This is a genomic window from Pseudomonas sp. N40(2020) (genome assembly GCF_014472415.1).
Taxonomy (GTDB): Bacteria; Pseudomonadota; Gammaproteobacteria; order Pseudomonadales; family Pseudomonadaceae; genus Aquipseudomonas.
The window spans coordinates 1-12846 of record NZ_JACSZV010000050.1 but is presented as its reverse complement, the minus strand read 5'-3'; the positions used below and the strand labels follow the sequence as shown (position 1 = coordinate 12846).

At 60.3% G+C, this 12846-nt stretch carries 10 protein-coding genes; 5 read left to right on the top strand and 5 right to left on the bottom strand.

Annotated features, from left to right (window positions below):
- Positions 1-98: 98 nt before the first annotated feature.
- The 4 genes from rsmA to IAI51_RS24560 are packed head-to-tail and all read right to left on the bottom strand — an operon-like array spanning position 99 to position 6010.
- Positions 99-917, bottom strand: coding sequence for a 16S rRNA (adenine(1518)-N(6)/adenine(1519)-N(6))-dimethyltransferase RsmA (rsmA, locus tag IAI51_RS24575; RefSeq protein ID WP_187680832.1), 819 nt, complete (start codon positions 915-917; stop codon positions 99-101).
- Entirely contained in the window at positions 914-1903 is a 990-nt protein-coding gene (gene pdxA, locus IAI51_RS24570) for a 4-hydroxythreonine-4-phosphate dehydrogenase PdxA (RefSeq protein ID WP_187680831.1), read from the bottom strand. The genes rsmA and pdxA overlap by 4 nt, the downstream gene beginning before the upstream one ends.
- Complete coding sequence (gene surA / locus IAI51_RS24565; protein ID WP_410458020.1) at positions 1900-3216, bottom strand: peptidylprolyl isomerase SurA; 1317 nt, start codon at positions 3214-3216, stop codon at positions 1900-1902. The genes pdxA and surA overlap by 4 nt, the downstream gene beginning before the upstream one ends.
- Entirely contained in the window at positions 3197-6010 is a 2814-nt protein-coding gene (locus IAI51_RS24560) for an LPS-assembly protein LptD (RefSeq protein WP_187680829.1), read from the bottom strand. The genes surA and IAI51_RS24560 overlap by 20 nt, the downstream gene beginning before the upstream one ends.
- Positions 6011-6141: 131 nt before the next feature.
- Here IAI51_RS24560 and IAI51_RS24555 point away from each other — a divergent pair, with 131 nt between their 5' ends.
- Genes IAI51_RS24555 through IAI51_RS24545 form a run of 3 tightly spaced genes read left to right on the top strand, consistent with a single transcriptional unit; the run spans position 6142 to position 8598 of the window.
- Entirely contained in the window at positions 6142-7161 is a 1020-nt protein-coding gene (locus IAI51_RS24555) for an aminoglycoside phosphotransferase family protein (RefSeq protein WP_187680828.1), read from the top strand.
- A complete protein-coding gene (gene murU / locus IAI51_RS24550) occupies positions 7158-7829 on the top strand; it encodes an N-acetylmuramate alpha-1-phosphate uridylyltransferase MurU (RefSeq protein ID WP_187680827.1) in 672 nt (223 codons plus the stop codon). The genes IAI51_RS24555 and murU overlap by 4 nt, the downstream gene beginning before the upstream one ends.
- A gap of 1 nt (position 7830) precedes the next feature.
- Positions 7831-8598 (top strand): TerB family tellurite resistance protein, encoded by a 768-nt coding sequence (locus tag IAI51_RS24545; protein ID WP_187680826.1) that lies wholly within the window; start codon positions 7831-7833, stop codon positions 8596-8598.
- Positions 8599-8664: 66 nt separating this feature from the next.
- Here the strand turns inward: IAI51_RS24545 and IAI51_RS24540 are convergent, their stop codons facing one another.
- Positions 8665-9654: an alpha/beta hydrolase family protein gene (locus tag IAI51_RS24540; protein WP_187680825.1), complete on the bottom strand. Its 990-nt coding sequence runs from the start codon at positions 9652-9654 to the stop codon at positions 8665-8667.
- 73 nt (positions 9655-9727) lie between these two features.
- Between IAI51_RS24540 and IAI51_RS24535 the strand changes: the two genes are divergently transcribed.
- Positions 9728-12124 (top strand): PAS domain S-box protein, encoded by a 2397-nt coding sequence (locus IAI51_RS24535; RefSeq protein ID WP_187680824.1) that lies wholly within the window; start codon positions 9728-9730, stop codon positions 12122-12124.
- A gap of 18 nt (positions 12125-12142) precedes the next feature.
- A complete protein-coding gene (locus tag IAI51_RS24530) occupies positions 12143-12772 on the top strand; it encodes a response regulator transcription factor (protein WP_008085218.1) in 630 nt (209 codons plus the stop codon).
- Positions 12773-12846: the final 74 nt, after the last annotated feature.

Below are 12846 nucleotides of genomic sequence, written 5' to 3'. Positions count from 1 at the left end.
CGAAGCGGAACGCGGGGCGTAGCTGATGGGGAATCAGTCTAGGCAAGTATCGGGCAGTAAACCAGAGTGGCGTCCTGCCCGATAGCGTTCATCGCCGGTCAGTCGGCGGCGGGAGTTTCCGGGACTTGTTCGCTGAGCTTGTCGGCCAGGCGCACGAAGGCAGCCAGATCCAGTTGCTCCGGGCGCAGACTGCCATCGACGCCGGCAGCTTCGATCTCGGCGTTGCTCATCAATTGCTTGAGCGTGTTGCGCAGGGTCTTGCGGCGCTGGTTGAACGCTTCACGCACAACGCGCTCGAGCAGGCGATGATCCTTGGCCGGGTGCGGCAGCACCGCGTGTGGCACCAGGCGGACGATGGCCGAATCCACTTTCGGCGGTGGATTGAACGCGCCCGGGCCAACGTTGAACAGGTGCTCTACGCGGCAATGGTACTGAACCATGATCGATAGGCGACCCCAGTCACCACCACCGGGGCCTGCGGCCAGGCGCTCGACCACTTCCTTCTGCAACATGAAGTGCATGTCGCGAATGATGCCGGCGTTGTTCAGCAGGTGAAAAATCAGCGGTGTGGAGATGTTGTACGGCAGGTTGCCGACGACGCGCAGGCTGTTCGGCGCGGCGTTGAGTGTGTTGAAGTCGAACTTCAGCGCATCGCCCTGATGCAGGTTGAAGTTGCTCTTGCCGGCAAATTGCTGGTTGAGGATCGGGATCAGGTCCTTGTCCAGTTCCACCACGTCGAGTTGCGCACCCGAGTTGAGCAGACCGGCGGTCAGTGCGCCCTGGCCCGGGCCGATTTCCAGCAGGCGGTCTTCGGACTTGGCGCTGATGGAACGCAGGATGCGGTCGATAACGCCGGCATCGTGCAGGAAGTTCTGGCCAAAGCGTTTGCGCGCCTTGTGTTGGTATTGCTCGGTCATAAACGGGTCTCGGCCATCTGATAGGCGGTTTCCAGGGCGACTTGCAGGCTGCCGGTATCGATCTTGCCGCTGCCGGCCAGATCCAGGGCGGTGCCGTGGTCGACCGAAGTGCGGATGATCGGCAGGCCAAGGGTCACGTTGACGGCGGCGCCGAAGCCTTTGTACTTCAGCACGGGCAGGCCCTGGTCGTGGTACATCGCCAGCACTGCGTCGCAGTGCTCCAGATATTTGGGGGTAAACAGAGTGTCGGCAGGCAGCGGGCCACGAAGGTCCATGCCCTCGCCGCGCAGGCGCTCTAAGGTGGGTTCGATGATGTCGATTTCTTCATGACCCAGGTGTCCGCCTTCACCGGCGTGCGGGTTGAGTCCGCACACCAGGATGCGTGGCCGGGCAATGCCGAATTTTTCTTGCAGGTCGGCGTGCAGAATGCGCGTGACCCGCTCCAGCCGCTCCGGTGTGATTGCATCGGCAATCTCGCGCAACGGCAGGTGGGTGGTGACCAGTGCAACGCGCAAGCCGCGAGTGGCGAGCATCATCACCACTTGTGCGGTGTGGGTCAGATCAGCCAGGAATTCCGTGTGCCCGGAGAACGCGATGCCCGACTCGTTGATCACGCCCTTGTGCACTGGAGCGGTGATCATCCCGGCGAAGTCGCCGTTCAGACAACCGTTACCGGCGCGGGTCAGGGTTTCGAGGACGAACGCGGCATTGGCCTTGTCCAGTTGCCCGGCGACCACAGGGGCGCTGAGCGGGGTGTCCCAGACGTAAAGACTGTTCGCGGGCGCCGGAGCGACCGGCCAGTGATCGGGCCCGACGTCGAGCAGATTGACAGCCAGCCCCAGCTGCGCGGCCCGCTCAAGGAGCAGGTCGCGGCTGGTGATGGCAATCAGGGGATGAGGCTGGGCTTGCGAGGCGAGCAGCAGGCATAGGTCGGGACCGATGCCGGCTGGTTCGCCGGGTGTCAGCGCGAAACGCTTGGGTTTCACTGCGCTGCCTGGTCTGCACCAGGGAGTTTGATCTCTACGTACGCTTCGTCACGGATCTGACGCAGCCAGGTTTGCAGCTCTTCGTCGTATTTGCGGTTACGCAGTACGGTCATGGCCTGCTGTTCGCGAGCCTGTTCGGTGCTGTCGGTGGCGCGACGGCCAAGGACTTCCAGAACATGCCAGCCGTATTGAGTCTGGAACGGCTTGGACAGCTGACCTTGTGGGGTCTTGGCCATCACTTCGCGGAATTCCGGCACCAATACGTTCGGGTCGATCCAGTTCAGGTCGCCGCCGTTGAGGGCAGAACCCGGGTCTTCGGAGTAGCTTTTCGCCAGGGTGGCGAAATCTTCGCCTGCCACGATGCGCTCATACAACGACTGAACCAGGGCTTTGGTCTTGGCTTCGTCGCGGATCGGGCTCGGCTTGACCAGGATGTGGCGCACATGCACTTCATCACGGGTCTGGGCTTCGCCACCGCGCTTGGCCAACAGCTTCAGGATGATGAAACCGCCTGGAGTGCGTGCCGGCTGAGTCACGTCTCCGACTGCCATGCTGCTCAACTCGCGATCGAACGGCGGTGGCAGTTGAGCAGCTTTACGCCAGCCCATGTCGCCGCCTTCCAGTGCGTTGTCGCTGGCGGATTTGGCCACGGCCAATTGACCGAAGTCGGCACCTTGCTTGAGCTGCTGGTAAACCTCCATGGCCTGACGGGCAGCATTCTGAATCGCTTCAGAGTTGGCGCTTTCCGGGGTCGGGATCAGGATGTTGGCCAGGTGCAGTTCTTCGGACAGTTGCATCTTGCCCAGGTCGGAAGCGAGGAAGTTCTTCACTTCCTGCTCGGACACCTGAATGCGTTCGGCTACGCGGCGCTGACGCACACGGCTGATGATCATCTCGCGACGGATCTGGTCACGGGCGTCGTCGTAAGACAGGCCATCGCGAGCCAGGGCGGCGCGGAACTGGTCAATAGTCATGTTGTTGCGCTGTGCGATGGTGCCGACAGCCTGGTTCAGTTCTTCATCGGTGATACGAATGCCGGAACGTTCGCCGATCTGCAATTGCAGGTTTTCGACGATCAAGCGTTCGAGCACCTGCTGATCCAGTACGCCTGGAGGTGGCGAGCCGCCGCCACGCTTGGCGATGGTCTGCTGAACTTCCTGGACGCGCTGGTCCAGTTGGCTCTGCATGACCACGTCGTTGTCGACGATCGCTACCACTTTATCGATGGACTGTACTGCGGCGTTGGCCGCAGTACCCAGGAACAACGCGCCCAGCATCAGCGGGCGCAGACAATCAGAAAGCTTGGTCTTCACGTTCACGATAACCTTGAATGCCTTTGTCGAGGAAGCTCTCTACCTTGGCGCCAGTGAGGCCACCGAGTCCCTTCAGAACAATTTGGAGGAAGACGCCATGGTCGCCTTTTTCGTTTTGCGGAGCTTCCTGACTGAACTCGTCATAGGAAACCCAGTAACGGTTGATCAGGCGCAGTTTCCAGCAGCAGTTGTCGTACTCGAAACCACCGAAGGCTTCCAGCGTACGGTTACGGTTGTAGTCGTACTGCCAGCGGCTGATGGCGTTCCACTGTGGAACGATCGGCCAGATGACCGAGAAGTCATGCTGCTGGATCTTGTAGTAGTCCTTCACGTAGCCAGGCGTGCCCGGCGTGCCGTAGTCACCACCACCCACCGACCATTTACCGGTGTTCTGGTCGTAACGAACCTGGTCATTGCGATAGCGATAGCCGGCGTTGATGACCTTGTTCGGGTTGTCTTCAGGCTGGTAGTGGAACATCGCACTGCCGGAACGTGGGCTGCGGCTGTCCGGATCCCAGTTGTAGTCGGCCGTGGTGCGCCAATCGCGGTTCCAGCGGTATTCGTATTCCAGTGCGTAAGGCGAGACGTTGGATTTCGCGTCGTCACGGGTTTTTGCATCGATACCTGGCAGTTGAACTTCGCGATCCTTGAAGTACAGGGCCTGACCGACGCTGATGCGTTGACGCTCGAAGCCATCGTCTTCAATCCAGCGGCTGGTTACGCCCAGCGACAGTTTGTTCTCGTCGCCGACACGGTCGGCGCCGGAGAAGCGGTTGTCGCGGAACAGCGATGCATAGTTGAAGGTGTATTCGCTGGTGTCGAATACTGGAATGTCTTCCTGATTCTCCTCAGGTACATAGAGGTAGAACAGGCGCGGTTCCAAAGTCTGACGGTAGTTTTTGCCAAAGAACGACGTGTTGCGGTCGAAGTACAGACCGCTGTCGATGCTGGCGATTGGTACGCCGCGGTTTTGATTGCTGCCAAACTCGCCGCCGACGTAGTCAGTACCTGCCGCAGTTGCTGCGTTCTGCTGGGCGACGATCTGCGACTTGCCGGTACCGTCCAGATCCAGTTGATACTGGGTGTACTGATACTTGAGCGATGGCTTTAAGAAGCCATAGGTCCAGTTCATTGGCAGACTTACACCGGGCTTCAGATTCAATCGGTCGCCGTTAGCGCGTGCCAGGCCTGTAACGTTTGTATCCAGGCGCGGTGACGCAGTGCCATTTTCGTCGATGAAGTTGCCGGTTTTCAAATCACGATCAAACCGCACAAGCTCGGTCTCGTAATCGAAATTCAACCCTTCCGGATGATACGGCAGCTGACCATTGAAGGTGATCTGCGGCAGACGGCCATACGGTGTGATGTTCGAAACGGTCGCCAACTGGTACTGCTGAGCATTCAAGCGAGCGGTGTAGCTGTCACCACGATAGGTAACCGCGCCCTGCTGATTCACGAAGTCGCTGGACTTCACACCAATCTGATCGGTCTGCAGATCCTGGAAGTAGTACGGATCGCTGATCTTGGTGTAGTCAACTTCGGTGAGCACGCGGGAGTCGAGACCACCCTTGTGCTGCCAGTTGTACATGTAACGGGTTTTTTCGTAGTCGGTCTGCTTACTGCGTTCGGTGTCGTCATCGTTCAGGTACGCAGCGCCGAACTGGCCTTCGCTGGACTTGGTCAGGTAACGGAACTCGCCTTCCACCAACATGCCACGCTTGCTCATGTAACGCGGGTACAACGTGGCATCGTAGTTAGGCGCCAGGTTGAAGTAGTACGGCGTGACCAGCATGAAGCCGGTGTCGCTGCCGCTGCCGATGGTCGGCGGCAGGAAGCCCGACTGGCGACGGTCATCGATCGGGAAGTAGATGTATGGCGTGTAAAGGATCGGAATGTCTTTTACGCGCAGCGTCACGTTGGTCGCGGTACCGAAGCCGGTGGCCGGGTTCAAGGTGATGTTGTTGCCCTTGAGCTGCCAGGCGTTGCTGTTCGGTTCGCACGTGGTGTACGTACCGTCCTTGAGACGGATGATCGCGTTTTCCGCACGCTTGGCGTACAGCGCGTTACCGCGAATGCGCGACTTGTGCATCACGTACTCGGCGTTGTCGACCTTGGCTTCACCGGTGTCGAGTTGCACATCGGCGTGGTCGCCGACGATCAGTGCGCCGTTGTCACGGATGCGTACATCGCCATTGAGTTCGGCGCGGCTCTCGGCTTGGTACAGGCTGGCCTCGTCGGACTCGACCTGCATGCTGCCCTGACGCAGGACGACATCACCGGCCAGCGTACCGACTTGATCATCGGTGTTATAGCGCGAAGCTTTTGCGCCGATAAAGGTCGGAGCATCGCTTTTATTCGTCTTGTCATTCATGCCAGGACGAATCGGTTCGATATAAGCACCAGAGCAGTAAGGACCCGTCTCGGCCAATTGGGCGGCGGTGAGCTTCTCGCGCGGAACCCAGTCGAGGTGACTGAAGTCTTCGCTACGGGATTTCAAACCACGGCCTTTGGCTTCGGTGACCAGCGCTGGCTTGGCGCCAGTGTCGGCAACCGAACCATTGTCGCTCGGGGCTTCGCCGGTGGCGCTGACGGCACTGCCGTCATGCACTGGACGCGGTGGCAATGCAGCCGCCGGCGTCTTGGGCGCACAGTCCCAACCACCCGAAGCCGAGACGGAGCAGTCATACTGCTCGGCGGCAACAACGAATTGACTGGCCAGAGGTTGCATAGCCAGCAGACTGCCGGTTACCAACAACGGAAATTTTTTACGAAACGCGGGGGATTTCAATGCCATCTTATTAGTCCGGGCTTCCTGCGTGCCATCTGCCCGCGGTGGTGGGCCGCACGCCTCTCGATGGTCTGAAAAAGATGCTGGATAATAAAGCATGACCCGCTTGACGGCTAGCGCCGTCGGAGACCCTTGCAATGCCTGACCAAGATGTACGCTTGCAACACCTGAAAGTTTGGCTCGATGAACAGTTGGCAATCCTGTTTGCAGATCAGGGCTGGGGCGCCGTGCCCCCGGCCACGTTGACCGCGGCCAGTAGCGACGCGAGTTTCCGCCGTTACTTCCGTTGGGAAGGCGCGGGTCGCAGTTTCGTCGTAATGGACGCGCCGCCGCCCCAGGAAAACTGCAAACCGTTCGTGGATATCGCCTTTTTGCTGGCGAAATCCGGAATAAATGTGCCGAAAATTTATGCCGAAGACCTCGAACGCGGATTTCTTTTGCTCAATGACCTGGGCAACAAGACCTATCTGGACGTGATCGATGGCGAAAATGCCGACGCATTGTTCAGCGATGCCCTGCAAGCGCTGCTGGCTTTTCAGCAGTTGCCGATGGTCGCACCGTTACCGAGTTACGACGTTGCATTACTGCGTCGTGAGCTGGAACTGTTTCCCGAGTGGTACGTGAAGCGTGAATTGGGTATCGAATTCGATTCGACCCAACAGCAACAGTGGCAACACGTCAGCGACCTGCTGATCGACAGTGCCCTGGCCCAGCCGAAAGTGCTGGTGCACCGCGACTACATGCCGCGCAACCTGATGCTCAGCGAGCCGAATCCTGGTGTTCTGGATTTTCAGGATGCGGTCTACGGCCCGGTGACCTACGACGTGACCTGCCTGTTTAAGGACGCCTTCCTCAGTTGGCCAGAAGAGCGCGTCCGTGGCTGGCTGGAAACTTACTGGCAGCAAGCCTCGGCAATGAACATTCCCGTGCAGCCGGACTTCGAAGACTTCCTGCGCGCCAGCGACCTGATGGGCGTGCAGCGTCACCTGAAAGTCATCGGCATTTTCGCTCGCATCTGCCATCGCGATGGCAAACCGCGTTACCTCGCCGACGTACCGCGCTTCTTCTCCTATATAGAAGCAGTGATCACCCGTCGTCCTGAGCTGGCCGAACTGCAAGTGCTGTTCACCAGCCTGCGTGGTGGAGCGACGGCATGAAAGCAATGATTCTGGCGGCAGGCAAAGGCGAGCGCATGCGCCCGCTGACCCTGACCACGCCGAAACCGCTGGTACGTGCCGGCGGCGTCCCGTTGATCGAATATCACCTGCATGCCCTCGCGTCGGCGGGTTTCAGCGAGATCGTAATCAACCATGCCTGGCTCGGTCAGCAGATCGAGGATTACCTGGGCGACGGTTCGCAGTTTGGTCTGAGCATCCAGTACTCGCCGGAAGGCGAGCCGCTGGAAACCGGCGGCGGGATTTTCCGTGCGCTGCCGTTGCTCGGCGATGATGCGTTCCTGGTGGTGAACGGTGATATCTGGACCGATTACGATTTCAGCGTGCTGCACCAGCCGATCACCGGTCTGGCGCATCTGGTGCTGGCGGATAATCCGGCGCATCACCCGACAGGTGATTTTTCTTTGGTAGACGGTCAGGTCATCGACGGCCAGCCGACTGCAGCCACCCTGACCTACAGCGGCATCGCCGTCATCCATCCGCAACTGTTCGACGGCTGCGCCGACGGCGCTTTCAAACTGGCACCGCTGCTGCGCAAGGCCATAGCGGATGGGCAGGTGACGGGCGAGCGCCTGAAAGGTCATTGGGTGGATGTCGGCACGCATGAGCGTCTGGCCGAAGCTGAAACCTTGATAGAAGCGAGTCGCTGATATGTTGTGGCCAGGGACTCTGATTGGAGCCGGAGCGGGTTTTGCGATTGCCAGCATTCCGGGGGCCATGCTTGGGGCTTTGTTGGGGCAGGCGCTGGATCGGCGTCTGCATTTGCAGAGCTGGGGGCATCTGCGGGAGAAACTCGGTGGTCGGCCGATGCTGCGCAACGACGAATTGTTGTTCGTGTTGCTCGGGCGTCTGGCCAAGAGTGACGGACGTGTGACCGATGGGCATATCCAGCAGGCGCGCAATGAGATGCGCGCGCTGGAGATGAGCGAGCCGGCGACGCGCCGGGCGATTGCGGCGTTCAATCGCGGCAAGTCCGGGGACGATAATCTTCGCGGTTATCTACGGCGCCTGAGTGCGCAGCCGCATGCGGCCGAAGGCGTGTTGCGCGCGTGTTGGCGGATGGTCTGGGCCGATGGTCGTGCCGGCGTCAGCGAGCGGGAATTGTTGGCGCAGTGGGGTAAATGGCTGGGCTGGACGACGCATCAGGTGCAGGCGTTGGCCAGTGATTACGAGCCCGGCAAACGGCCCATCGTCAGTGCGGCGGTAAGCTATCAGGAAGCGATGCGATTGCTCGGTGTGTCGGCGAGCAGCGAACCGGCGCAAATCAAACGAGCTTATCGACGTCTGCTCAGCCGTCATCATCCGGACAAGATTGCCGGCAGCGGTGCAACGCCGATGCAGGTGCGAGAGGCGACCGATAAGACCCGCGAGTTGCACAATGCCTACACGTTGATTCGTGAACGGCGGGATTTTCGTTAGGCGGTTTTAAGATCAAAAGATCGTCCGATCGCGGCCTTAGCCTTCGGACGATCTTTTGCTTTTGGGTCAGTCTGTGTTCTGTGGGCTCAACCAGCCACGCACCCGACGGAACAACTGTTCCTGCTCAGCCTTGTTATCCGGTAACGCCTTGAGCGCCACTTGGCTGAACGCCGACGTCTTCAAGCGCTTGCTCGCCTGCATGCGCTCCAGCGCCGCGTTGCGATCCAGCGCTTTGTCCATGTAGAAAATATCAGCCGTTGGCAGTTTCAGCGTCGGGGTCAGTTCCGCCAGCGGCGGCTTGGCTTTGGCCGGTGCTTGCGCGTCGACCATGACGAATTTCTCCACCTGCGCCGTTTGCCTCTCGCTCAAGAAACGCGCCGCCCAATACGCGCCCGTTCCATGACCCAGCACGACAATGCGCCGCGCACTTTGCTGTTCGGCGTACGCAATGGCGGCGTCGATGCGCGCGAAGATGCGTTCGGCATCGGCTTTGGACTGTTCTTCAGTCGTTTCGGCGATCACCTGGTCGGCGACTTCGGCCTCACCGCCTGCTGCTTGTTCGATCGGCTGCGCGGTGGTGGCGTCCTTGCTGCCTGTTTCGGGGGCTTTCGGCGCAGCAACGGCTTCAATTACGCGCGGAGCGATGGCATCGCTTTGCAGATCGGGCAGGGTGATACTCAGACTGCTCCATTCGGCGTCCGGCAATTTGCTCCGCAACGGGCCGATTGCTTGTGGCCAGTCAGCGGTTTCGCCGGCACCGGGGACGATAATCACCGCGCCTTTCGGTTCAGCGGTGTTGGCCGGTTTCCACAAGGCGAGGAAAGTGTCGCTGCCGGCTTGAAGCTGTTGCTGTTCTTGCGCCGGGACTTTACGTTCCAGTGCCGCGGCCTCTTCCTGACTACGCTCAAGCAGTGGTTGGCGCTCGGCCGGTTTTTCTTCGGCGGATTTTTCCGCAGGGGCGGCAGGGGCCGGGTCGGCCGCGTGGACAGAAAACGCACAAGGCAGGATCAGCGACAGGCACAATGCTGGCATTGCCAGGCGGTAGACAGAGGGCATCGGTTATTCCAGGCCAGAAAGTATCCCGGCAGCCTAATGGGTTGGTCAGAATTTGTCAGTGTATGAGACTTCAATGAAGCGATTTTGCTGCCTGTGGGTTATCGGCTGTTTGTGGCTTCCCTTGATGGGCTGGGCGGCGCCTGCGCCACCGGCACACGTTGCGCAGTTGTCAGCGAGCGAGCAGCAATGGCTCGCGCAACACAACGAATTGCGGGTCGGATTGGTGCTGCAGGCGCCGTATGCGCAATACGATCGGCGTTTGCAGCGGCTGTCCGGAGCCAACGTCGAGCTGATGAAATTGCTGGCCAAAGCCCTTAATGTCGAATTGAGCTGGCGCAATTTTCAGGATCTGGCGCAACTGGAAGCGGCTGCACGCGATGGCGAGATCGACATCGCCCCTGGTCTGACCCAGACACCGAGCGCCCTTCGTTTGTGGCAGTTTTCCGATCCGTACATGCGTGTGCCGCAACTGGTGGTCAGCGACCAGAAGGCCGGGGGTGTGGTGGATCTGGAAAAACTCGATGGCCAGACCCGCGTCGCCGTGCGCATGCCGAGCACCACCGCCGACTATCTGCGCGGCAACTATCCACACCTGAACCTGCAAGGCGTGCCGCTGGAGCGTCAAGCGCTGCAATTGTTGTTGAGTCAGCAGGCGTCTTACGCGGTGGTCGATGAAGCGCAACTCGGGCGGTTGTCGGCAGAACCGGAGTTCGCTGAACTGGTTGTGGTCGGCGATATCGGCCTGCCGCAATTGTTGCGAGTCGCTTCACGCCGGGACTGGCCTGAGCTGGCCGGCATCGTCCAGAGCGCGCTGCGCTCGATCCCGGCCAAGGATCTGGAGCGCCTGCACAATCAATGGCTGCAACCCAAATATCCACGGTTGTCGGAATCGCCGGGGTTCTGGCAGAACCTCAGTCTGTTGTTCGCGGTCATGCTGCTCAGTTGCGTGGCGATCGTGTTCTGGCAGCGGCGCCAGCAGCACAGCCTCGAACAACGCCTGCTCGCGGCGCGGGAAGACATCGCCCTGCGCGCCGCCAGCGAAGAAGCGCTGCGCCTGACGCAGTTTTCCATCGATCAAAGCACCGTCGGCATTCTTTGGGTCAACTGGGACAGCCATGTGCGCTACGCCAACCGGGCGGCGGAAAACATGCTCGGCTACCCCTCGGGCGGGCTGATCGAGCGACCGCTGATCGATTTCGAACCGGGTCTGCACATGGACCGCTGGCTCAATCTGTGGAAACGCGCGCGTGCCAGTGAAGAAGGGCCGCTGAGTTTTGAGACAAGCTGTGTGCGCGCCGATGGCAGTGTTTTGCCGGCGGATGTATCGCTGAGTTTCCTGCGTTTTCGCGACAGCGAGTATTTGGTGGTCTATCTCAACGACGTCACCGAGCGCCGTCGCGCACTCGCGGCGTTGCAGGAAAGTGAAGCGCGCCTTCAAGGCATCGCCGCCAATGTGCCGGGCCTGGTGTTCCGCCTGGAGCGGGCGCCGGTGACCGGGCAGATCGACTTTGCCTACATCAGTGAGGGCAGCGAAAGTCTGGTCGGCTACGCGCCGGCCGCTATTGCCCACCGCGACATGGGTCTGCGCAGTCTGGTGCACCCGGACGACAAGGCCAGTTATCACCGCACCCAGGATCAGGCGCTGGACACCGACAGCGACTGGTCGTGGCAGGGGCGAATTCTCACACGACAGGGCAAGCAGCGCTGGGCCGAGATCAAGGCGATCACCCGGCAGCTTGAAGATGGCGCTTATGTCTGGGACGGCATCGTCTGGGACATTACCGAGAGCAAGCGCATCGAGCTGGAGCTGGCGGCATCGCGTGAGCAACTGCGCGAGCTGTCGGCACACCTTGAGAGCGTGCGCGAAGAAGAGAAGGCGCGGATTGCCCGGGAAGTACACGATGAGCTGGGGCAGATGCTGACGGTGCTGAAACTGGAGACATCGATGTGCGAACTGGCCTACGCGCAACTCGACCCCGGTCTGCACGACAGGTTGAATAGCATGAAGCGCCTGATCGCCCAGTTGTTCCAGTTGGTGCGTGATGTAGCGACCGCATTGCGCCCGCCGATTCTCGATGCGGGGATTGCGTCAGCGATTGAGTGGCAGGCGCGCCGGTTCGAGGCGCGCACGCAGATTCCGTGTCTGGTGCAGGTGCCGGACAATCTGCCGCCGCTCAGCGATGCCAAGGCGATTGGGCTGTTCCGCATCCTGCAGGAGGCGCTGACCAACGTCATGCGTCATGCCCAGGCGCATACTGTAGAACTGACGCTGGTGCTGGAAGGCGATGAATTGTGTCTGACGGTCAGCGATGATGGCGTAGGATTTGTCGCCGCTGCCGGTCGGCCGACTTCGTTTGGCTTGGTGGGCATGCGTGAACGGGTGCTGATCATGGGGGGGCGCCTGGTGCTTGAGAGTGAGCCGGGGGAGGGCACCAGTCTGAATGTCTGGGTGCCGGTGGATGAGGTTTGACTGAATCTGGAGAACAACGTGATCCGTGTACTGGTAGCCGAAGACCACACCATCGTCCGTGAAGGCATCAAGCAATTGATCGGCCTGGCCAAGGACCTGCAAGTCGTGGGAGAGGCGAGCAATGGTGAGCAGTTGCTCGAAACCCTGCGCCATGTGCCCTGCGAAGTGGTGCTGTTGGACATCTCCATGCCAGGCGTCAACGGCCTGGAAGCGATCCCGCGAATCCGTGCGCTGAACAATCCGCCGGCCATTCTGGTGTTGTCGATGCACGACGAGGCGCAAATGGCTGCTCGCGCCTTGAAGGTTGGCGCTGCGGGTTATGCGACCAAGGACAGCGATCCGGCGCTGTTGCTGACGGCCATCCGCAAAGTCGCGGCGGGTGGGCGCTACATCGACCCGGATCTGGCCGACCGCATGGTCTTCGAGGTCGGCCTGACCGATGCGCGGCCGTTGCATTCATTGTTGTCCGAGCGCGAGTTCTCGGTGTTCGAGCGCTTGGCCCAGGGTGCCAACGTCAACGACATCGCCCAGCAATTGGCCCTGAGCAGCAAGACCATCAGCACCCACAAGGCGCGGCTGATGCAGAAGCTCAACATCACCTCGCTGGCGGAACTGGTGAAGTACGCGATGGAACACAAGCTCCTCTGAACAATGCCGCGCTCTGTGTAGGAGCTGCCGAAGGCTGCGATCTTTTGATCTTGCTGTTTACAAGGTCAAAAGAT